23 protein-coding genes are annotated in these 23,273 nt (G+C 47.6%); all 23 read right to left on the reverse strand.

Annotated elements, in window-relative coordinates; translation table 11 throughout:
- Positions 1-645: 645 nt before the first annotated feature.
- A complete protein-coding gene (locus ACO5JD_RS07300; RefSeq protein ID WP_484988795.1) occupies positions 646-1,239 on the reverse strand; it encodes a TMEM175 family protein in 594 nt (197 codons plus the stop codon).
- Positions 1,240-1,328: 89 nt separating this feature from the next.
- Positions 1,329-1,469 carry a rubredoxin-like domain-containing protein gene (locus ACO5JD_RS07305; protein ID WP_035438750.1) on the reverse strand — a complete coding sequence of 47 codons (141 nt, stop codon included), beginning with the start codon at positions 1,467-1,469 and terminating at the stop codon, positions 1,329-1,331.
- A 163-nt stretch (positions 1,470-1,632) separates the two neighbouring features.
- Entirely contained in the window at positions 1,633-2,349 is a 717-nt protein-coding gene (locus tag ACO5JD_RS07310) for a tryptophan synthase subunit alpha (protein ID WP_484988797.1), read from the reverse strand.
- Positions 2,350-2,362: 13 nt separating this feature from the next.
- The gene (locus ACO5JD_RS07315) at positions 2,363-3,511 is read right to left on the reverse strand and encodes an iron-containing alcohol dehydrogenase (protein ID WP_484988799.1); all 1,149 of its coding nucleotides are present in this window, start codon (positions 3,509-3,511) and stop codon (positions 2,363-2,365) included.
- A 56-nt stretch (positions 3,512-3,567) separates the two neighbouring features.
- A complete protein-coding gene (locus tag ACO5JD_RS07320) occupies positions 3,568-4,353 on the reverse strand; it encodes a BtpA/SgcQ family protein (RefSeq protein WP_484988801.1) in 786 nt (261 codons plus the stop codon).
- A 15-nt stretch (positions 4,354-4,368) separates the two neighbouring features.
- Positions 4,369-5,124, reverse strand: coding sequence for a nucleoside phosphorylase (locus ACO5JD_RS07325; protein WP_484988803.1), 756 nt, complete (start codon positions 5,122-5,124; stop codon positions 4,369-4,371).
- Between the two features lie 12 nt (positions 5,125-5,136).
- A complete protein-coding gene (locus ACO5JD_RS07330; protein WP_484988805.1) occupies positions 5,137-6,129 on the reverse strand; it encodes a carbohydrate kinase family protein in 993 nt (330 codons plus the stop codon).
- Entirely contained in the window at positions 6,129-6,737 is a 609-nt protein-coding gene (locus tag ACO5JD_RS07335; protein ID WP_484988807.1) for a cysteine hydrolase family protein, read from the reverse strand. Before ACO5JD_RS07335 ends, ACO5JD_RS07330 begins: the two co-directional genes overlap by 1 nt.
- Complete coding sequence (locus ACO5JD_RS07340; RefSeq protein WP_484988809.1) at positions 6,730-7,644, reverse strand: ABC transporter permease; 915 nt, start codon at positions 7,642-7,644, stop codon at positions 6,730-6,732. Before ACO5JD_RS07340 ends, ACO5JD_RS07335 begins: the two co-directional genes overlap by 8 nt.
- Position 7,645: 1 nt before the next feature.
- Complete coding sequence (locus ACO5JD_RS07345; protein ID WP_484988811.1) at positions 7,646-8,761, reverse strand: ABC transporter permease; 1,116 nt, start codon at positions 8,759-8,761, stop codon at positions 7,646-7,648.
- Positions 8,751-10,313: an ABC transporter ATP-binding protein gene (locus ACO5JD_RS07350; protein ID WP_484988813.1), complete on the reverse strand. Its 1,563-nt coding sequence runs from the start codon at positions 10,311-10,313 to the stop codon at positions 8,751-8,753. The genes ACO5JD_RS07345 and ACO5JD_RS07350 overlap by 11 nt, the downstream gene beginning before the upstream one ends.
- 105 nt (positions 10,314-10,418) lie before the next feature.
- A complete protein-coding gene (locus ACO5JD_RS07355; protein ID WP_021626505.1) occupies positions 10,419-11,624 on the reverse strand; it encodes a BMP family lipoprotein in 1,206 nt (401 codons plus the stop codon).
- A gap of 80 nt (positions 11,625-11,704) precedes the next feature.
- Complete coding sequence (locus ACO5JD_RS07360) at positions 11,705-12,505, reverse strand: GntR family transcriptional regulator (protein ID WP_021626506.1); 801 nt, start codon at positions 12,503-12,505, stop codon at positions 11,705-11,707.
- 194 nt (positions 12,506-12,699) lie between these two features.
- Positions 12,700-13,182, reverse strand: a complete 483-nt coding sequence (smpB, locus tag ACO5JD_RS07365) for an SsrA-binding protein SmpB (RefSeq protein ID WP_035438751.1) — start codon at positions 13,180-13,182, stop codon at positions 12,700-12,702.
- A 4-nt stretch (positions 13,183-13,186) separates the two neighbouring features.
- Positions 13,187-14,032 carry a hypothetical protein gene (locus ACO5JD_RS07370; protein WP_035438753.1) on the reverse strand — a complete coding sequence of 282 codons (846 nt, stop codon included), beginning with the start codon at positions 14,030-14,032 and terminating at the stop codon, positions 13,187-13,189.
- A gap of 52 nt (positions 14,033-14,084) precedes the next feature.
- Complete coding sequence (rnr, locus tag ACO5JD_RS07375) at positions 14,085-16,112, reverse strand: ribonuclease R (RefSeq protein WP_035438755.1); 2,028 nt, start codon at positions 16,110-16,112, stop codon at positions 14,085-14,087.
- A 48-nt stretch (positions 16,113-16,160) separates the two neighbouring features.
- On the reverse strand, positions 16,161-17,093 hold the full coding sequence (locus ACO5JD_RS07380; RefSeq protein WP_021626510.1) for a permease-like cell division protein FtsX: 933 nt from the start codon (positions 17,091-17,093) through the stop codon (positions 16,161-16,163).
- Positions 17,086-18,189 (reverse strand): cell division ATP-binding protein FtsE, encoded by a 1,104-nt coding sequence (gene ftsE / locus ACO5JD_RS07385; RefSeq protein WP_035438758.1) that lies wholly within the window; start codon positions 18,187-18,189, stop codon positions 17,086-17,088. Before ftsE ends, ACO5JD_RS07380 begins: the two co-directional genes overlap by 8 nt.
- Positions 18,190-18,626: 437 nt before the next feature.
- The gene (locus ACO5JD_RS07390) at positions 18,627-19,568 is read right to left on the reverse strand and encodes a transketolase family protein (RefSeq protein ID WP_021626513.1); all 942 of its coding nucleotides are present in this window, start codon (positions 19,566-19,568) and stop codon (positions 18,627-18,629) included.
- A complete protein-coding gene (locus tag ACO5JD_RS07395; RefSeq protein ID WP_484988815.1) occupies positions 19,565-20,395 on the reverse strand; it encodes a transketolase in 831 nt (276 codons plus the stop codon). The genes ACO5JD_RS07390 and ACO5JD_RS07395 overlap by 4 nt, the downstream gene beginning before the upstream one ends.
- A gap of 40 nt (positions 20,396-20,435) precedes the next feature.
- Positions 20,436-21,119, reverse strand: coding sequence for a transaldolase family protein (locus ACO5JD_RS07400; protein WP_021626515.1), 684 nt, complete (start codon positions 21,117-21,119; stop codon positions 20,436-20,438).
- 147 nt (positions 21,120-21,266) lie between these two features.
- A complete protein-coding gene (locus ACO5JD_RS07405; RefSeq protein ID WP_484988817.1) occupies positions 21,267-22,160 on the reverse strand; it encodes a YitT family protein in 894 nt (297 codons plus the stop codon).
- Positions 22,157-23,266 (reverse strand): peptide chain release factor 2, encoded by a 1,110-nt coding sequence (gene prfB / locus ACO5JD_RS07410; RefSeq protein WP_484988819.1) that lies wholly within the window; start codon positions 23,264-23,266, stop codon positions 22,157-22,159. Before prfB ends, ACO5JD_RS07405 begins: the two co-directional genes overlap by 4 nt.
- Positions 23,267-23,273: the final 7 nt, after the last annotated feature.

The raw sequence follows: 23,273 nt of genomic DNA on the forward strand, positions 1-23,273 counted from the left end.
CTTTAAAACAGATGGTTCAAGCTTCGACATTGCTCCTCATAGAAGCCCAGTTGGCGGACCTTTAAAAGTCGAAACTTGAACCATCTATCACTATGCAGCTCGAAAAACACTCCCACAATCTCAGTCTCTACTCCTAAACAACTTACGGTCCCCGTTTTTGCGATAAAACCGCACACATAAGACAAAGGCTACCTTTCGAACCCCGATATATACTATTTACCAAAGACGGCTCGAAAGCGTTGCTCTGCTTCAACAAAAATGCTGCCTACTCTTTTGTGGGTACTTATTGAACCGGATGTAGCTAAGAGGGTGCTTCTTGAACCCACTGTATAACGTTTATTGCAGACGGTTCAAAACCGTACCTTACACGCCACAAAACTGCTGGTAAAAATTTCCGCAAGGGTGCTTATTGAACCTGATGTAAGCAAAAGGGTGTATTGTGAACCCGTTGTAGTCGATTTCCCACAGAAGGTTCAAAAGCGTCGCTGCGCTCTGGCGTTTCGCAGATAAATTTTTTGCTGGGGGTGCTTCTTGAACCCGATGTGGGTAAAAGGGTGCTTATTGAACCGTCTGCGAGCAAGAGGATGCCTGCTGAACCGTCCATGGGAAAAGGAAGGCAATTGCACGCCAAACCATTGCAAAATTCTATTCCGCAGCGGAGCCAATGCGACGGTCGGGTACAAACCAGATAACGTTGACTGCAAAGTAAAAAAGCATAGCAACCCAAGGAAGCCAAAGCGCTACCACAGCGCCGCACACATAGAGACACATTGCGACACGCTCCTTGATGCGTTCGCCCAGCTTGTCATCAAGGCTACACATTGCGCCGCGTTGCTTTACCTCTTCACGTTCGCGTTCAACCACACAGTGCTCAAGGTAAACATAGGTCCGGTTACATGCCAGCAAAATGACACCATAAAATGACACCGTCTGTGGAGCCAGCATATGGAATGCCATCCAACCCGTCGCAAAACTCACCATACTCAGTGCGAAAAGCCATGCTAAATTTGCCCACATGATCTTTGCAGAGACTTGTTCGATGGTATGAATCAGATGATGGTGGTTGCCCCAATAGATGCCAATCACAATGAAGCTCAATGCATAACAGAAAAAAGCAGGAGCCTGCACCAATAGAGCAGCATAAGTATCTCCTGCTGGCAGTTGAAGTGTCAGCAGAGTAATCGTAATAAAAATTGCAATGCAGCCATCAGAGAAAGCTTCAAGTCTATCTGTTGTCATGCGTCACACCGCCGCCAAAATCATAACCACCCGTATTGAAAAAAGGCGACCCCGTAGGGCCGCCTCTACCGTACACATTGTAAGAAGTACTAGTCCTCAACCAGCTCGAACATATCAGCGCCGACACCGCAGACGGGGCAGATATAGTCCTCAGGCAGCTCGGGGGTATCGATGGTAACTTCATAGCCACAGACGGTGCAGCGGAACGTGTAGGTCTTCTCGTCAGCCATAATGGCTCCTCTCTTGACGGTTAGCGCACCTTGCGCTTGCAGGTAGGATACCACGTATGAGCAATTCTTAAACACAGACCAAAAATGTTCCCACCCTCTAATACCGACTACGTTCCTTCAGCGCACACCACATCCCACAAAGAAAATGGTTTGGTAGATGTAATTAACAAACTGCCTTGAATTTTCCAATCAACTCAGTCATTGCTGGCAAATCATCGGTCAGTTTGAGAACAGCACTTCCCACAAACACACCGTCCGCACCAGCATCGCGTACCATTTTTGCTTCTTTTGGACTGCGTACACCCACGCCACAATATATTGGATTCTTTAAGCCACAGCTCCTCAGATAGTTGATACAAGATGCAAGATCGGGGTGTTTTGCATTGGTCTGAGTCTGTGTGGGAACTGCCTGAAGATAGCAAAAACCATTAGATGAAAGCGCTAACTCAACATCAGTCTCTGGCAAATCAAAGGGAACATAGCAGCTAACACGTATGCCACCTGCAATCAGAGCGTCTTTTACATCACTACCTGTAAGACCAGTAACGATAACATCAAGCAAATCATTCTCACGGCAGAACGCGCAGAATTTTTCAACGCCAATTTCCAAAATGCTGCTTTCATAAATAGTCAGCAAAATAGTGTTATCTGGCAGTTCACTCTTAATTTGAGCAACGGCTTCAAGATACTTATCCAGATCGTCACAATGCTCAAGAGCTTTTTTCATACGTTGCTGAATATACGGAGCATCTACAAAGGGATTACGAGAAGGAAAATCAATCTCAAGGGTATCTACACCCGCATCAGCATATGCGTGAGCTAATCGATCCGCACTCTCAAAATCGGGGTATCCACCTGAGAAATAACAAATCAATTTCATCTTTTTCTCTTCTCTAGCCAAGATAAGCTTTTTCTATAAGCTCGGCAAATTGAGGAATCGTTGGGATAATGGGATTGGTCTTGGTGCAACCATCGGCAAGCGACAGACGTGCCATCTCGTCAAGAACTGCCATAAAGGCATCTCTATCAGGCACAATTTTACGAATACAATTAGGAATGCCAACCGCTACATTCAGCTCACGCACATACTGCGCAAGGTTATCAGTGCCAATTAGAGCGGCAAAATCGGTATAGATTTGCTTTGCTCTTAAATCTTGGCTATTCCATTCAATGGTATAAGGAAGCAAGATTGCACAAATACGACCATGAGCCATGGGGAAAAACCCTGCAATGGTTTGTGCCATCGAATGGTCAATGCCAAGAGAGACATTAGTAAAAGCGAGCCCTGCCGTCATAGAAGCATTTGCCATCATTTCGCGAGCTTCCATATTGTTGCCATCGGCATAGGCCTTGGGAAGCCACGTAACGATATCTTTTGCAGCAGCTATTGCCAGAATATTGGACACATAATTGGCGCGATTAGAAACGAGTGCCTCGATTGCATGGGTCAACGCATCCATGCCAGTTTCCGCAGTAACATGTGCGGGCATTGAGCAGGATACCAAAGGATCAACGATTGCGATATCTGGCATCATTTCCATATCGCCAAGGCCGTGCTTATGACCTGTTTCGTCATCAGAAATTACCACTGAACGAGAGACTTCACTTGCGGTGCCGCTGGTAGAAGGAATGCACATAAAACGTGCCTTCGCACGCAGTTTGGGCAATGGCTTGGTACTCAATATTTTGTCGAGCGTATCAAGTTCTGGATGTTCGTACATAACCCACATCGTCTTTGCAGCATCCATTACTGAGCCACCCCCCAACGCGCAAATTAAGTCTGGCTGCCATTCAGCCATTACACTCGCGCCAGCTTTAACAGTCGCAAAATGAGGATCTGGCTCAACACCTTTAAAGACCGTAGTTTGAGCGCCATTAGCGTGAAAATACTCTTCCACTTTTGCAAGAGTTCTATTTTTCTCAACACTCTTACCACCAATGACGATGATTGCTCGCTTGCAATATACGGAAGTCTTGATGTATTCAAGGCTTCCCTTGCCAAACATAAGCTCACTTCCCGCAAGCTTCATGGGACGCATCATATTCTTCTCTCCGTTCTTACAGTGCTATGTCACTGCTTACAAACTCAACTTTGTTCCTAGCGACTTGAAAAAAGCTCGTATGCAAGGTCATAGTCAACGGGTGCCGATAACACACCGCCAGGTTTAGTATTTGTGCCGATAATGGCACCATCTGCGATAGACAATTGATTTGCAATGGACTTGGCGGTAACGCCTGAGCCCACAAAAACAGGAACTTGCACTACATCTTTTACTCGCGTGACGAGCTCCATAGGAGTCGCCATGCCCGTCGTCAAACCTGTAACAACAATGCCATCAGCTCCGCAGGCAACCGCATTAGCTGCAGATTCCTCGATAGAGATCTCGGGCAACAACATGCGTGAGTGCTTCACTTGGATATCTGCCAAAACAAAAATATCCTCAGCATGCAGGCGAGCCTTTGTCTGCATAACGATTTGGGCAGACGGACCAATCGTTCCGCAAAAGTTGACTACCGTATCAACAAAGACTGGGCAGCGCACAAACTGTGCCCCAGCGCTCACGGCAACCGCAACTGCGGCTTCACCATCGGAGAAAGCTGCATCAACTCCTACGGGAATAGACACTGCATGACGGACCAAAGAAGTGACAGCTGCAAGTGCGGCAACCTCCACTTTGTTAAGCTCTGCTGGCAAAGGCAAATCGTTCATATTTTCAACAATAACTGCATCTGCACCAGCACGCTCAAGAGTACGCGCATCCTCAATTGCCTGCATAACAACTTTATCCATATTGCCATCAAAATTCGCAGCGCCAGGAAGAGCTAGGCAATGAACCATTCCAATGGCAGTTTTTCCGTTTAACGGGAATAGTATTTTACTCATAAGATGTCCTTTCTTCTATGCGCCAAAGCGCTTGTTATAACGGTAAGCACCTTCTAGGGCGACACGACACAGCAGATCTTCCGCATCGGTGCGCGCTTTCCCTTGGAGTGCATCTTTAAGATTTTCAAGAACTGTTGCCACAGTAAGGGAGCAAGCTTTTACGCCCATGAGACGACAAACCGTAAGCATGCAGGATGTTTCCATATCGACCCCGCCTACATGCAAGTTATGAAGCTCGTTAAAGGTCTTGCTTATATCGCGGCCAAACTCACGCGAAAATTTTGAGTCATGCATCTGGGTATAAAAGCCATCCATAGAGCATGAAATCCCATTGCTACTGCGATGACCATAGTCATGTACCACTTCATTCATCACGTTGATAAGACCAATGTCAGCAACAGCAGGAAACGATTTATCCACATAGGTATCGCTTGTCGCTTCGCGCCTCATAGCAGCTACGGGCACAAAAAAATCGCCAAGCATATCATCATCCAGCGACATAATAGTCCCCATACGGATGGCCACGCGCATGCCAGATGCATACATTTCCTCCACCGCAACCGCCGCTGTAGGAGCTCCCATACCAGTTGAAGTCACTGTTACAGGCATACCTTTATAACTGCCGGTATAAGTATTAAATTCACGGTTAAAAGCAACCTTCTTGGGCTTATCAAGATAATCTTTAACAACTTCAACGCGCCAAGGGTCACCTGAAAAAATAACTGTAGGCGCAATCGTACTAGAATCTCCGCCCATATACAGTGTTCCCATATGAAACCTCTTTTACCTATTCTTGCCTTCATTGAACGACATTGACTTGCGGAAAGCCGTAAAGCGTTCAAGCAGCGCTACCTCATCGGGCACTCCTACACAGCAACCCTCTTTTTCAAGTACGAATGCCGAAAGGGTAGCTCCTAAAGCACAGCAATCCTTGAGGTCATAGCCACGCAGATAGCCATAGATAAATCCCGACATATAAGCATCGCCACTACCTGTAGCATCCACAATTTCATCTACAGGACAACAACCCAAGCTACCGCGCTCAATCGTTCCATCAGGAAGTTTTGCAGCATAGCTAGAGCCATTCGCCCCTTTTGTAGTCACAATGACTTTTGCTTCATATTCAAAAAGCTCTTCGATACTCCCTAGAGCAAACTGATCTACAAGATAATCGCGCTCGCCTTCATTGGAGAAAATCACTTGGCTTCCCCTGAGTAATTGGAGAAGAAAGCCTTGCGGGAAAGCATCGAAGTCACACTTCATACCAAACACCACTGGTACGTTATGCGTTTTACACTTGTGAAAGAATTCTTCATTATCAGGCCGAGAGCCAACTGTAATAACAGCTAAACTAACTCCCTCAAAAAACTTGTCAGGCAACTTGTGAGCATAGGAAGCATCCATTGAGCCCGGATAAAAGAGACAAACATGTTGCCCTTCTGGGTCTTCCACCATGTATGAAAGGGAGGTAATTTCATGAGGTATAACTTCAATTGCATGTGTACGGACATTTCCCTTCTCAAGAAAAGTCCTAAAACCATTGTTCTCCCAATCATTACCAACCCGCAACACAGGTGCCGCTGTAACACCGAGTTTTGCTAAGGCATAGGCAATATTTACTGAACATCCGCCGTAATTTATGGTGTTGCAGCTCGCGTTAGAAATGAGGGAAGTGTATCCAACGCGCACAGGTGTCTTTACTCTTATCATGTGATCCATGCTTACATAACCACTTGTCAGTACTTCAGTGGCTATTGGCAAAACATCACCTGCCATTACAGTTCCCCCCTCTCCAGCTTTTCAAATAGCTCCTCTTGAGTAATGACGCTACCTAGGTATTTATCAATATCTTGTAGGTTTACTTCATTTACTATCTGGGAATTAGTTGCTACGCATTCCCTTACAACTATTGGTTCGTAGTTAAGATTGAACGCGTCGGTAACCGTAGCTCGAATACAGCAGTTTGTCTTGGTGCCTACAATGACCAGGTTTTTTATGCCGTGCTCGCGCAAGACCAAATCCAAATCAGTTCCAAAAAAACCGCTATATCGTCTTTTATTGATGATGTAATCACACTCAGGATCCACCCTGAGCATGTCATCGATCTCATCACCCCAACTACCCTCAATAGAATTAGGACGCATGGATGAAGATTTGGCATCGGGTTTATTTGCACGGGTAAAATGCCTTAGGAAAATTACCAACCTCTTACTATCATGAAATTTCTTTAGAACTTCAGCGATACGAGGGAGCACTTCCCTATTCTGTGGGTAATAAACCAGCCCTTCAGGATTAGTAAAGTCACGCAACATATCTACAATCAAAAGAGCAGTCTGGTTATGATTTTTTGCATTGACCGCCGCAAGGGCTGTTTTACTAGCCATTTGCAAACCCCCTAACTTTGACGTGACGGCGCTGGCTAACGGAGGCCACAAAGAGCGCGACCACCATCACGATGTAGGGAATAACATCAAAGAGTCCTGCTGCAGGGCCTGCAAAAACAGCCAAATTAATTGCTAGGGAACGAGCTAATCCAAAGAGAACAGCATAGATCGAGGAGATAAAAGGATCGCCTCTGCCACAATAAATAGCGGCAATTGCAATGAACCCTCGTGCCGCAGTCATACCATTCGTATAAAGGCCTAAACGCTCGGTAGAGAGATTAACGCCTGCAAGACCACAGCAAAGCGCCCCAATAAGCACAGCACACCACTTGTACAAATCTGTCTTAAGACCAAGGCTCTTTGCCGCATCTTCATTCTCACCGACAACACGTACATAGGTACCAAATTTTGTACGATACATCAGCATCCATGTCAGCCAGACACCAATGAATGCAACATACGTCAAGAAGGGATGCCCAGAAAGAAGTGAGCCCAGAAGTGGTATGGATTCGATATAAGGGATATGAATCTGAAGATCTGCCACACTAAAATGAGAAAGTGTGAGGTTTGACTTGCCCATTTGCACCAAAATGAAACTTGCAATTGCTGTTGCTAACAAATTAAGTGCAAGGCCTACAACAATAACATTGCCCTTGAAAGTCACTCCAAATAAAGAAAACATCACACCAAAGAGCAACGCCATAATTACCCCAGCAATAAATCCCAATAATAAATTGCCTGTAATAAATGTCACATATACTGAAAAAAATGCGCCAATACCCATCATTCCTTCGAGCGCAATATTGAGTACATTTGCTTTAAAGGCAAATACACCGCCAATAACGCACAAAATAATGGGGGCACTATGGTAAATAGTGTCGTACAGAATGCTACTGAGGAGCTGCATACTAGGCCTCCTCTTGGATTGAAGTTTGATCAGAAGTAGTTTGTTTGTGACGAGCTTTATATGTATATATTGCTTCGGAGATTTTGCCGCTCACTCCAAAACGCTCATCAACAAACTTAATGGCCAAGAAAAGAATAATCAGACCTTGAATAACTGAAACTATCTCTTTAGGAACGGCGGAGTAAATATTGATGCTATCTGCTCCAGTTTTAAGCGCCGCATAAAGAATAGCTGCTACCAAAATTCCCATAGGTGAATGCCCGCCAAGCAGAGATACCAACATGCCATCCCAGCCAAGACCAGGATTACCTGAAAAGTCCAAGGTATACTTGAATTTTTCACTCATCATCCAGCCGGCACCCGCAAGACCTGAAAGTGCCCCAGAGATTATCATTAAAATAATTATTTTGCGGGTAGTGCGCATACCCATAGCCTCAGAGAACGTCGCGCTCTTCCCCATTGCGGTAATTTCATAGCCCAGCTTACTGTGCTTCATCACCAAATATATGATGATAAAAGCAGCCAAAGCTATAAATACAAAGGGCGTGATGCGAAAATTGCCCATTCGATTGAACATTGCATTTGCATGAATTGTAGGAGTGCACACATAACCTGAGGCAGTATCGCGAAATACACCAGTTGCTAAGTACTCCAAAATCTTCTGGAGAGCGTAGTTGAGCATCAAGGTAACTACCATCTCATCTACATGAAAAACTGCTTTAAGTACTGCAGGAAGCAGGGCAAAGAGAACACCAAAAAGTATGCCTGTAAAAAGGCAGATAGCCTGCATAGAGAGAGCATCCATCCGTGCAGAGAGACTCGCTCCTACAATTCCCGCAAAGAATCCGCCAAGAACACATGAGCCTTCAACTGCCATGTTGTATATATTTGCCTTGAATGTCACTGCAATTGCTAGGCCCGTCAATACTAATGGCATTGCATAGTGCAAGGTGTTCATAAAGCCCTTTGGCGTCAGTAGAGATTTCTCAAAAAGAAGGGCATATGTAGCCAAGGGGTCTTCACCAATGTAAGCAATAATAATTGCACCGATTATGAGGGCAAATAGAACAGGAAGGGCTGAGTTTAAAACGGCTTTTTTCAGATTATTACTCTTCATCGCCCACCTCCTTTCCTTCTGATTTTTGCTCCTCAACCGAGATGCCAGCCATCAACAGGCCCACCTCTCGACTCGTAACCTTTTTAGGATCCACTTCACCGGCGATTTTTCCGCGATACATAACAAGCACTCTGTCCGAAAGGCCTAGCACCTCAGAAAGCTCGCTAGACACCAACAGCACTGAATGGCCAGCATTACGAAAATCAAGCAATTTAGCATGGATAAATTCTTCTGACCCAATATCAACGCCGCGCGTAGGCTGACATGCAATAAGGAAATCTGGGTTACTTTCGAGCTCGCGAGCAACGATGAGTTTTTGCGCATTTCCACCAGAAAGAGCGCCTACATCACCATTAACGTCACCCGTACGAACAGCAAAGGCTTCAAGAAGGAGATCGCGCTTTGCCTTAATCGCTCTGCTATCCAAAAAACCATGATGACAAACTTCAGACCGATCGTGATAGCCTGCTATTGCATTATCAGCAATGCTCATTGTTCCACAGAGGCCCTCCAGACCTCGATCTTCCGGAATGATACCCACCCCAACATGGCGGAGCTGATCAGGCCACCAATTGGTAATCTCATTGCCTTTAAGAAAGACCTTTCCTGCTGTAGCCTCCATCGTCCCTGATAAAAGGCTTACTAATTCAGATTGGCCGTTGCCTTCAACGCCTGCAATGCCAAGAATCTCTCCTTTATGAACCTCAAAAGAAACTCCAAAGAGAACTTCGTTGCCATACCCATCAATCGTACGTAGATTTTCGACGTAATACATAATTTTGTCAGAGGGTGCTTGGGTTGAGCCGTCATTAACCGCATGGGCCACCTTACGGCCCACCATTAGTTGGGCAAGTTCTGCTTCATTTGTCTCGCTTGTTTTAAGCTGGCCAACAACTTTTCCAGCTTTGATGACTGTGACGTTGTCGGACAACGCCATAACCTCACGCAACTTGTGCGTAATTACGATGATAGTTTTGCCCTGAGAACGTAACTTGCGAAGGTTCTCAAAGAGTCCGTCAACTTCCTGAGGAGTAAGCACCGCCGTTGGTTCGTCCAAAATAAGGATATCAACATTGCGATATAACATTTTGAGAATCTCTACCCGCTGGCGTTCGCCAACGGAAATGTCTTCAACCTTATCCTCGGGATTCAATTCAAAGTCATAATCGTCAATCAATGCGCGTACAACTTCAATTTCTTTTCGTGTATCAATCAACGGAGAATTTGCTGATTTCTTAATCTCGGCTCCAAGCAAAATATTCTCATAGACCGTAAGACTAGGCACAAGCTTGAAGTGTTGGTGCACCATACCGAGACCCAGGTTAATCGCATCGGTAGGACTATCAATCTGAACTTCTTTACCGCGAAGCAGAAGTGTCCCACTCGTAGGACGTAACATTCCATAGAGCATATTCATCAATGTTGATTTGCCTGCACCGTTTTCACCGACGATGCAACGGATTTCTCCCTCTTCGATCGAGAGGTCAATGTGATCATTAGCAACAAAGTCACCGAACTTCTTTGTTAAGCCAATTGTTTGGATAATATTCATCCTCCACACATCTCCGTATGGTTGAGGTGGAAAACATGGACTTAAAAGCGCATCAAATAAGAGGGGATGCCAATAGCGCAATCATCCCCTCTTATAGGTAGCTAGCTACTTAATATTCACGTTGGGGCAAGTGGCAGGATCAAATGTTTCGCCTTCTTGAGCATTTACAACCTTAATGTCGCCATCAATAATTTGCTTCTTTAAAGTTGCAATCTCCTGCTTTGCTTCTTCCCACTTTGCCTTGCCTTCATCAGAAGTAATCGACTTTTCAATCGTTGCAAAATCGGTCAGATCAACTGCACCAGATTCAAGGTTGTAATATTGCACGCGCTCAACCTCAGCAATACTGCCATTACCGAGCGCCTCACAGAGCGCCTGCGCGGGCACATTGGTTGACTTCAGCACAGACGTAAGAATATAACCAGGCTGATCCTCATCCTTATTGGCGTCAACCTCTATAGCTAACTTACCAACCTCTTTTGCCTTGGAGGTCACACCCGTACCCACGCTGCCTGCTGCAACAAATACAATATTTGCACCGTTGTCATAGTAGGTACCCGCTGTCGTTGAGCCAGCAGCGGTATCTGTAAAGCCAGCATCATACTTGGTGTAATAGTCATATTTCACACCAAGTTTCTCCGCCTCATGCTGCATACCCTGAACAAAGCCATAGGAGAATACTGTAATGCCGTTAGATTCGGTACCGCCAATGAAGCCCATTGCACGTGTTTTGTCTGGAGCGGTAAACTTGTAATTGCCGCCTGCAAAGATCTTATCTGCGTTCTCATTAACTAAAACTGCAAGAGCGCCAGCAAGATAAGAATTTTCATTCATATTGAAGAGAACAGAAATCACATTCTTATGAATAAGCTTGCCTGATTTATCAACATTAGGATTATCGTTGAATACCACCCACGTGGTATCTGGATACTGCTCCGCCAAGGGGCTTGCACCACCAGTACCGTTAATGAGAGCTTCAAAATCATATTGCATATTAAAGACGAGGTTGTAACCTTCTTCTCCTAACGTCTCAAGAGCTGCGGGTAGGCCATTGGTAGGCTCAATAACATTGAGCTCCCAGCCATTCTCATCGCAGACTGCTTGAGCAGCCTCAATGGCTTGCTGGTTAAAGCCGTTATCGTTCTTTCCTGCCGCATCGCATACAATGGCTACTTTCTTGTCACTAGCTTTAGCTGCTGAACCAGATTTTGTCTTGGAATTATCTTTTGAGCCACAGCCTGCAAGACCAAGACCAATCAATGCAACGGATCCGCCTAAGAAAGAACGCCTGCTAACATTAGTTTTTCTCATCTCTCTCTTCCTTTCGCTGCTTTTTGTATCGTTTAAAACCAGACATCTCGCTTGATGTCCATCTGCCAAAAAATATCTGTCTAATTACCTGCGACTTGTCTGATATAAAACTTGAATGTGTCGCTGCGATAATGACAGTCAAAAGTCTCAATTGGAATCTTTCGACCGCGAACTTCACCTGTAGTTACACAGCTAAAGAAAAGTACGGGCGAAGCTTTTGAAATTTGCAGGTATTGCGCAATTTCATTATTTGCACTAACTGCCTGTACTGTCCTAAACGCCTCAACCAATTGCACTTCATATCGTTTTTGAAGTACCTCATAAAGAGAGCTTTGTGAAAAGTCAATATACTCAATTTCAGGAAAAAGACGGCTAGGTAGATACGTGGTCGTATGGTTCACGGGAAGATCATCCGCATAGTAAACACGTTCCAGTCGAAATACCGTCTCGCCATCACCAAGATTTAACACTGCTCGCCGCTCAGCATCTGGCTCAATAATTGAACTCGATATGACTTTCCTCGTGGGGGTCATTCCTAAGTTTTGAATATCTTGAGTACAGCTCATGAGCGAAAGTAAATCTTCACTAAAGCTCTCACCACTAACATAGGTACCTTTACCTTGAACGCGATAGAGGAGCCCCTCATTGACAAGATCGTCGATTGCGCGACGAATCGTAATTCGACTAACTCCAAAGTACTCCATCAAGTCATGCTCACTAGGTATTGCATCACCTGACCTATATTTATTGGAAGCTATGTTCTTAGAGATACGCTCTTTAACCGTGTAATACTTTGGAACATAAGGCTGAGACTGGATAGAGTTAACCACTACCGCGCCGTTCCTCAGTACCCGTTTGGTAGCCACTTTTCCATTGTCCATGGTTTGCGTCCCCACGTGTCAATCTTGTATCTTCTAGACATCATGTTGTTAGGTTGTCATGATGAGTTAAAGTATAGAGGGGCTATCTCTTCACATACACCTCCAACTCGGTAAGTGGTATAAAAAATGCCGCCAACAAAAAGGCGGCAATACCTGTGCATTTACTTGTATCTATGACGTACTCGCCATGCCCTCTAATACCGACTACGTTCCTTCAGCGCGCGCTGCATCTCGCAGTCGGACTGGCGCTGAGCCAAATCATGACGCTTGTCATAGAGCTTTTTGCCGCGAGCAAGACCAATTTGAAGCTTTACGCGATTGTGCTCATCAAAATAAAGTTGCAACGGCACAATAGCCATACCGCGAATACGCAGCTTCTCATCAAGGTAGTTAATCTGATGCTTGTGCATGAGCAGACGCCGGCGTCGATCGGGGTCAACATTCCATACTGTACCATGAGAAAAAGGATGAATATGCACCCCCACCAGCCATAGCTGCCTATTGCGGACAATACAGTAGGAGTCCGAAATCTGACAAGCACGCTCCCTCAGACTGCGCACTTCGGTACCCGTAAGCTCAATGCCCGCTTCCCAGGTCTCTTCAATTTCATACTCATGTCGAGCAGAACGATTGCGCGAGATAAGTTTTATATCACGCTTGTTTGTCTTTTGAGCCATACTGCTAAACCTCATCCGCTGTATTATCCGCACGAATAAGCTGTAGCAGGGCCATCGCTGCATCTTCACCCACCAAGTCGCGAGCACGCAGAGTCAACTGCGTTGCAAGCCCACGCTGGCCAGCATCCGCCGCATCTGTTGCACACATCAGCAAGCAAATAGCAATCTCTGCATTTGCACCATCGGGCAGCCCTTCTTCGGCCAAAAGCTTGTGCGCCTCAGCATCACTTAGGGTATCGGGATCGCGATCAGTACCTTGTGCTTGCTCCAGCGCTGCAGCAAGTGAGCCGTCTTGTGCATCCAAGCGACGCGCCGCCCTTAGCGCAGCTGCTGCGGCCTGGGGCTTATCCGTCTCTGCAAACCAATTTGCAAAATTCAAAAACGCACGGCAAAGATGCTGTACATCAGATGCGCGTTCAAATACCGAATATGTCAGCGCCAGATACTCCTGCATATTCCCTGCTATGCGGTGTAAATCTGCAAGATTAAGCCTGTGTTCACAGCCCATGGGATTCCATCGCACAGCCTGAGTAAGCGCGCGCATCGCCGCTTCGTAGTCACCAAGATGCACTTCAGCAAGTCCCAAGTCACCATACAAGTGCTCCAGCGGTTCACCCACATCACGCAATTCGCGCGGATCTTCTTCAACACGACGATATGCCAAGCGCTCAAACAGCGACGGAAAGCTAAACCATTGCACTTCATCAGTCGTCACACAATTAGCATCAACATAGCTTTCCGCATCTTCAGCCATACGTACCAACAACGCATGAGCAGTCTCAGCCTCACCTTGGACAAGCAAACCTTCTGCTCGCAGGAGTTCTTCTTCTAATGTAGTAGGTGCGTTCATCTTGTTCCTCTCATCATGTGAGGACAGTCTACCCGACTGGACTCGCAGTGTTTCAGCACGCATCGCTTGCCAAGGCAAAATCAATCTGCCCACGTGCAGAATTAGTGCGCACAACGCGCACGGCCACGCGTTGCCCCACACGCCACACACGACCGCTTGCCTCTCCCCGCAGCGTCATGTGCGCATCATCAAAAAGATGCCATTCTGTCCCCAGCGCTCGCACGGGCAACAGACCTTCCGCCAAGGTATCGTCAAGCGTCACAAAGAGTCCATAGCGTTCAACGCCCATAATGACTCCTGAGAAAGCTTCACCTATATGGTCGGAATAGTACTCTGCCATCTTTATCTTTTGCGACATTTTTCCTGCCGCATCTGCTGTACGCTCACGGTCAGAGCAATTCCGACAAATTTGGGGCAGTGCCTGGGCAATTTGGTGTTGCCCCCTACTTTCTATTTGCTTAGCAAGCAAAGCCTTGAGTGCCCGATGCACCACCAAATCGGGATAGCGCCTGATAGGCGAGGTAAAGTGACAATATGCATCGGCACCCAATGCATAATGGCCTAGATTTTCGGGCCTATAGATTGCTCTCTTTTGAGCACGCAACAGTAGGGCTGATACAAGCGGAGCCGAAGGTTTATCTCTCGCAGCATCAAGTACCGCCTGAATAGCATGGGGGCTACCCGCCACCAACGCAGACTCATCTCCTGCGCTGAGCACACCCAGTTCGCGCAAGACGGGCACGGTCGCCTTGAGATCCTCACTCGTTGGTGCCTCATGTACGCGAAATGCCGCAGGAAGCTGGGCTTGTACAAGCATTTGTGCCACAGCCTCATTAGCTGCAAGCATGGCTTCTTCAATAAGACTTGTTGCAGCGGTGCGCCGGCGCACTTTAACGCCAATCGCATGTCCCGCCTTATCAAGCAGAACCTTAGATTCGCTTGTCTCAAAGTCAATTGAACCACGACATTGACGCATCTCGCGCCTGAGCTCCGCAATTTGGTTGAGTATTTGCAGCATTTCTGACACTGGCTGCTGTAGCTTTTCTGCACAAGGTAGGTCTATTGCTGCAATTTCTCCTGTCAATAATTGATCAACTCTGTCGTAATCCAAGCGTGCCGACGAATGGATAACAGCAGGTGTCACCTTACAAGATATGGTCTCACCGCGGGCATTGAGTTGCATTAACACACTCATACTGAGGCGGTCAGTCTCAGGCATCAACGAACACAGGTCATTGCAGAGTTTTTCGGGCAACATAGGAATAACGCGATCAACCAAATACGTCGAACAAGTACGACTTCGCGCTTCAATGTCAATTGAAGATCCCCAAGGTACAAAATGGCTCACGTCAGCAATATGCACATCGAGCTCAAACCCACCATCATCCAGCCTGCGGGCACCAACTGCATCATCAAAGTCACGGGCATCGCTAGGATCAATCGTCACTGCAAGTAAGTGCCGCAAGTCACATCGCAACGCATCCTCTGCCAAAAGCTTTTCAGCATCAAAGCTCAAAGCTTTAGCCTCAGTAAGCACTGCTTCCGGAAAAGGTCCCGGCAAGCCATAAGAAGCAATCAATGCCTCGATATCCAAATCGAGTTCGGAACTCGTACCTAGACGTTCATCAATCGTCACAACACCTGCCGAACGGCGGCTAGGATATTCCAAAATGCGTGCACGCACTATATCGCCTGGCTTAACACCTAGACGCATAGCAGAGCTATCTTCTGGCAATACAAAAAAATCCCGTGCCAGACGACCATCCAAAGGAGTTATCACTCCTAATGGATCTGCTGGCGCGTATTGGCCTACAAGCTCACTGTGGGCACGCGTAATAACATCGCAAACCACAGCTAGACGCTCGTGTCCGCCACGCTGCACAAAAAGTACGTGAACTTCGTCTCCGTCCATCGCTTCATGAATACCTCCACGAGCGACACCAAAACTTCCCTCGGCAGTATCCACGGTAGCAACGCCTTTGCGTTGCACATGCAATGTCCCCTGAATCGTTTGATGGGAACGGTGAAGGCCACCGCCGGAGTTGCGACGATGGCCTTTATGAGTTCTCTTGCGGGACATATGCCCCTCTTCTGAACTACGCGATGCTCAACACATCACAACCGACTACTAAACCCTAAGATAGCGCCTCATAGCAATTGCAGAACCCAGCAAGCCAAGCAGCACACCCATAATCAACAGCGCGCCATAGGTACTCAGCACTATCCTTGGAGCAATTTTGAAAGATAGGAAGGACATGGCTGCAGACAGGCGAGGAAGCAGAGCTGCCTTGCCATAGTGCAAAGCAACAATGGCAAAGACGGCACCGAGACAGGCTTCCAACGCTGCTTCAGCAACAAAAGGCCCACGGATGAAGCTATTAGAAGCGCCAACCAAACGCTCGATACCAATCTCACGACGACGCGCAGAGATGGCCAAACGGATGGTGTTGTTAATAAAGACAAAGGCGACAAAGGTAAGTAGAACAACCAGCGCAATAGTTGCGACACGGATATAACGCGTTACACTAAAGAGACGCTCAACGGTCTCACGACCATATAAGACAGAAGCTGAGGGATCTTTAGCATCATCGCATAGCTTGGCAAAATCAGGATCAGCCGCCAACTGATCTGCAACCTTTTTAACCTCCTCGGGGTCATCCAACTTGATAACGAGCGATGCGGGCACAGGATTGATGCCATCTAGGGCAGCAACTGCTTCTTCAGCGTTGCGATTGCTCATGGTCTCACGATACTCTTTGAGCGCGGTCTCCTTGTCTTTGTAGACAACAGGAGGCTCAACATCTTTCCAGCCCTCAATCTTTGCTTGCAGAGCCTTGACCTCATCAAGATTTTTGTTGACTGCGTCATCAGACAGGAAAGCTTGAATGGTCACGCGATCCTCAACGCTACCAACGAGACCTGTAAGAAGGGCGCTGCCCAACACAAAAGCGCCGATAACAAAAAGGGATAAAAAGATAGTAATAGTGGCACCTAAACAGGTACCAAAATTGCGGCGGAAATGTTTAACCGCTTCACGCATGGAATAGCCGAGGTTAGACATAGTAACCGTAGCCTCCCCTCTCCTGGTCGCGGACAACATGACCTGCCTCAAGCGCGATAACACGCTTGCGCATAGAGTCGACCATCTCGCGGTCATGAGTGGCCATCACGACAGTGGTACCAGCACGGTTAATACGGTCAAGCAATTTCATGATGCCCAGCGAAATTGCAGGGTCAAGATTACCCGTGGGCTCATCGCAAACCAAAAGCGGCGGACGATTAACCATGGCTCGGGCGACAGCCACACGTTGCTGCTCGCCACCAGAAAGCTGATCGGGATAATTATCCATCTTTTCGCCTAGGCCAACGAGTCGGAGCACCTCGGGCACCTGAGCTTTAATGACAGACTTGGGCTTGCCGATACACTCAAGAGCAAAAGCAACATTTTCGTAGGTAGTCTTATCAGGCAGAAGTTTAAAGTCCTGGAAAACACAGCCCAACTGACGACGCAGATAGGGCACCTTGCTATTGCGCATCTTGGTGAGATCCTGACCTGCAACCAAAACCTGCCCCTGAGTAGCGCGAAGCTCGCGGGTCAAAAGGCGGATAAAGGTGGATTTACCTGAGCCAGAATGTCCAACAATAAAGACAAACTCGCCAGGATAGATATCGACACTCACATCTTCGAGGGCGGGCTTATTAGGCTGGGCAGGGTAGACCATTGTGACGCCACGCATCGAGATGGTAGGCGTACCATTCCTTGGCACCGCTGGCGAGTCTATGAAGGCATCGCTATAAGCAGGTGCGGCAGGAGTCTCGACAGTCGAGACAACGGGTACCTGAGGAACTGCTACGGGAGCCACTGCCGAAGTAGTCTCAGGCATATTATAGGCAGGAGTTTCAGGCTCTGCTGCATGAGACGATACAGATGAGAGAGAATCGAACGCTGCCGACACCTCTTCATCAGACACACTGCTTGTAAAGACACCAGTATCAGCAGTAGCAACAGAATCCATTACGGGAGCGGCCTCAGGGGCTGGTGTGACCTCTTCGACGGGAGTCTGGTCCGTGACTTCAGACACGACCTTCTCGTCGTTAGCTGTCACATCTTGGTCCGTCATCCCCTGTCGCTCTGAGCTGCGAAAGTGTTGAGCCACAAGATCTCCTTTGTTTTGTTCGCGACATGGACAGACTGATATATGTTACCAAAAATGCATGTAATTCATGCAAACAGCAATCTGTCCATATGGATGCGACATAGCTCTTTTGTAGTTCTGCATCATTTACCACCGCAGTAGTTCTTCTTCCTCGCCTTTAGCCCCAAGAAAGTTTCCCCAGACCGCCTCGTGTGCATACGTCTTCCCAGATGGTTCATGTTTCGGTCTCTTCTTCCCCAGATGGTTCATGCTTCGGTCTTTGAGAAAAAATGACCTGCCCTTTTACTGCATCTGACTGCGAAGTATGAACCATTTGGGAAATGTACTGTCGAGACTTGAACCATCTATCTCGCAAGGCCCTAAGACATAAAGCAACAAAAAAACCTCCTCCGCACGTCATATACGAAGGAGGCTGTCGTATCACATTTGACACAAAGCTATTTCAGAAAATCAGTAACTTGGGAAACGATATTCTGGGCGCTTAGACCATATTTGACAAGCAGTTCCACAGCAGGGCCAGACTCACCAAAGGTATCGTTCACGCCAATTTTACGCACAGGCACGGGGCACTTCTCTGCTAAAGCATCGCATACCGCACTACCCAAACCGCCAATAATAGAATGCTCTTCTACCGTAACAACCTTACCTGTTTTGCTTGCAGAAGAAACGATGAGTTCCTCATCAAGCGGTTTGATAGTGTGAATATTAATAACCTCGGCATCGATACCTGCTTTGGCAAGTTCCTCTGCCGCTTGTAAAGCCTCGCCTACCATCAGTCCAGTGGCCACAACGGTAACGTCTGTGCCTTTGCGCTCGACAATTCCACGACCCAATTCAAACTTATAAGTTGTCTCATCGTGAATCACAGGAGCTGCAAGACGTCCAAAGCGCATATACATGGGACCCACAAACTCGTAGGCCGCCTTAACCAAGGCACGAGCTTCAACATCGTCGGCAGGACATACAACTGTCATGCCGGGAATGGTGCGCATAAGGGCAATATCCTCATTACATTGATGAGAAGCTCCATCTTCGCCAACAGAAATGCCTGCATGCGTAGCACCGATTTTTACGTTGAGATGAGGGTATCCCACAGAGTTGCGAATCTGTTCAAACGCACGACCAGCTGCAAACATCGCAAAAGTGCTTGCAAAAGGTACGCGCCCTGTTGTCGCAATGCCCGCGGCAACACCAATGAGGTTGGCCTCAGCAATACCCACATCTACAAAACGTTCGGGATGCGCCGCCTTGAACTTCCCTGTCTGAGTAGCCGCTGCAAGGTCAGCATCAAGAACTACAAGATCGTCATGTTCGTTGCCAAGCTCTACGAGAGCGGCGCCATAACTTGCGCGGGTAGCAATTTTTTGCACATCGCTCACAGTTCCTCACCTGCCTTCGTCAGCTCAGCCATAGCCTCGGCGTACTGCTCATCATTGGGAGCCTTACCATGCCAGCCCACTTGGTCTTCCATAAAGGAAACGCCTTTGCCCTTGACCGTCTTGCAAATAATTGCGGTGGGCATACCCTGAATCTCACGAGCCTCAGTAAAGGCAGCTCGCAGCTGATCAAAGTCACTGCCATCAGCAACATTAATTACATGGAAGTTGAATGCGCGGAACTTTTCATCAATAGGATAAGCTGGATTGACCTCAGTGATAGGTCCGTCTATCTGCAGATTGTTGTTATCAACAATAACGCAGAGGTTATCAAGTTTGTGGTTGCCTGCGAGCATTGCAGCCTCCCACACCTGACCCTCCTCAATTTCGCCGTCACCCAACAGCGCATACACGCGATTGGTATCGCCAAACATCTGAGCAGACAGAGCCATACCTACAGCCACAGAGATGCCCTGCCCCAGCGAACCTGTCGACATATCAATACCTGGCGTGTCATTCATATTGGGATGACCTTGTAGGCGAGAGCCAACATGACGCAGAGTCAACAGCCAATCCTTAGGGAAAAAGCCCTTCTCTGCCAACGTAGCGTATAGACCCGGCGCACAATGACCTTTGGACAACACCAAGCGATCATGCTTTGGATCTACAGGATTTGCAGGGTCAACATGCATTTCTTCAAAGTAAAGGTAAGTAAAAATCTCGGTCGCAGACAGAGATCCACCAGGGTGCCCCGACTTTGCGGCATGAACGCCTGTCAGGATACCTTTGCGAATCTCGTTTGCACGCCTCTTGAGCTCGATATTGTCCATTTCAGGACACATCCCTTCGTAAGAGAAGCGCGTACAAATTCTACTGGGCATCCAAAACCTTCTGCCAATCCTTGTCAAAGTTAGCACGACCCTGATCGGTCAAAGGATGCTTGATAGCCTTCTTCAAGGCACCAAAAGGCACCGTAGCAATGTCGGCACCAAGAAGGGCTGCCTGGGTAATGTGGTTGGGAGTACGAACGGAAGCAGTAATAATCTCAACCTGATTGTCGACGTTTTTACCAGACCAATCGTAGTTGTTGATAACCTGTACAACGTTGGCCAGCTGCTCGATACCATCCTCAGCAATATCGTCAAAACGGCCAACAAAAGGCGAAATGTAACGAGCACCAGCAGCAGCGGCGAGCAAAGCCTGCGTGGGTGAGAACACCAATGTCATATTGATGCGAACACCTTCAGAGGCAAGCACATGAGTTGCAGGAAGAGACTCCTCGCAGATGGGAAGCTTAACCACAATATTGGGAGCCAAAGCGGAAAGCTCACGGCCCTCACGAATCATGTCCTCTGTGGTCTTTGCCTGAGACTCTGCCGAAACAGGAAGGCCGGCACAAATCTCGCAAATTTTGACCATGTGATCCTGGAAATCAGCGAGCTTGCCACCAGTCTTAGCATAAAGACTCGGATTGGTGGTAACACCAGACAGGACGCCCCAGCTTTCCGCAGTACGGATCTCGTCTAGGTCTGCGGTATCGATGAAAAACTTCATTGCGGTCCCCTTTCACAGGAATCTTGCCTAAACAAAACTAAACAAAAATGTACTACCATCGCCAGCATTTCTGGCGATGGTTACAAAGCACCACAATAGTATCTTCATCGAAGGCCATTTGACCCGCAGCTTCTGCAAAGGGGAGGCTTAATTCCCTATGCGGCCAAATCCCTGCCCAAATGCTTCGTGCACTTCGGAGATGATAACAATCGCATCTGGATCAATGTGCGCCACAATATCTTTGAGACGCATGGTCTCACTACGACCAAGAACGCACAAAAGTACCGGACGGCTCGTACCACTCCAAACACCACGTGCTTGCAACTCGGTACAGCCACGACCAAGGTTATACATAATTTCATTGGCAATACGATCGTGGTATTCAGAGATGATATAAGCTGCCCGCTCGGTACGCGGACCATCGACTACCATGTCCATCAGCTGACCAGAAATGTACAACGCAATCGTTGCATACAATGCATTGCTGAGCGAAAAAACCGGGATCGATGCCAAAATAATGGCACCATCAACCGCAATGGCAACAGTGCCTACAGGCGATCCAGTACGTTTGGCGATCATCTGCACAATAATATCTGTGCCTCCGGTATTTCCTCCCGAAAGAAAAACAATGCCAATACCTGCACCTACAAGCACGCCGCCCCAAAGTGAAGCAAGCAACAAATCATTTGACGCAAGGTTGGGCAAAATAGGCGCCAGGGCGTCCGTAAGAATACCCGAGATTAAAATACCTGCAATCGAGCGAGCTACATAGCTACGGTCATGCGTGCGAAATTCCACATAGATAAGAAGCAACACATTCATTGCGATAGTTTGAATACCCACGGGCAAGTGAATGCCATAGTCCTTGGCGATCGCATAAAAAATTGTTGCCACGCCCGTAAGACCACCTGCGGCAAGACCATTAGGCACTTCAAAACAGTCGATACCGATGGCGTAAATCAGCGATCCCACAAAGATATAGGCTGCATCCTTTAGCAGCTTTGCTACAGGCACGGGAGTCCGTGTTGTTACTCTACTCATGAGGTTTCGCCTCCCCCAACCGCCCATCTGTGGTAACCCACAATAAAGCGATCCAAATCACCATCTTCCAATACTGCTTCTACGTTGCCCGTCTCCACTCCTGTGCGTGGATCTTTTACCAGCTGGAAGGGATACAAGACATAATTGCGAATCTGATTCCCAAAAGAAATATCGCGCTTGGGACCACGCAGCTCATCAAGTTCTGCTGCACGCTTGGCTTGTTCAAGCTCATAGAGACGGCTGCGAAGAATACCCATTGCAGTTGCCTTATTTTGAATCTGACTACGTTCGTTTTGGCAGGTAACTACCGTCCCTGTAGGGAGGTGGGTAATACGCACGGCTGAGTCGGTCGTATTGACTCCCTGACCACCAGGGCCCGATGAATGGTACACATCAATACGAAGATCGTTGGGGTCAATTTCAAACTCAATATCCTCAGGCAAAACAGGCAACACCTCAACACCTGCAAAGGTAGTCTGGCGACGTTTCTTTGCATCAGTTGGAGAGATGCGTACCAGACGGTGCACACCATGCTCTGCACGCAGCATCCCGTAAGCGTTATGTCCGCTTACGGTAAAGGTCGCGTGATCGATGCCTATCACGTCGGCAGAAGGAGCGTCGTTAACCGTAATCTTCCAACCCCTGCGCTCACCATAGCGCAGGTACATATGCAGCAGCATCTGGCACCAGTCTTGCGCCTCAAGACCGCCTTGGCCGGGGGTAATAGAGACGATAGCGTCGCCATGATCTCTCTCATCACTAAACCAACTAGCAAGCTCTAGCTCATCTAGTTGGTGGGCAAGGTCTGCTGCGAGCTGCTCTGCCTCGGCAAGAGTCTCTTCATCCTCCAACTCACTACCCAGTTCAAGCGCTGCTTCAGCATCGTCAAGTTGGCTTCGCGCTTCTTGTAAAGCAGAGACATCGGACTTAGCCTGCGTCAGACGCTCCATGGTCTGGCGGGCAGCATCTGCATCGTCCCAAAAACCAGGAACTGCGCTCTGCTCTTCAAGCTCACTAATAAGCTTGCGTCTCTCATCTATATGCAGATAGCCCTCAATATCATCCAGGCGTTTTTTAAGCTCTTTTAACGTAGCTGCATCTATCATTTTTGCC

The organism is Olegusella sp. (genome assembly GCF_057238325.1).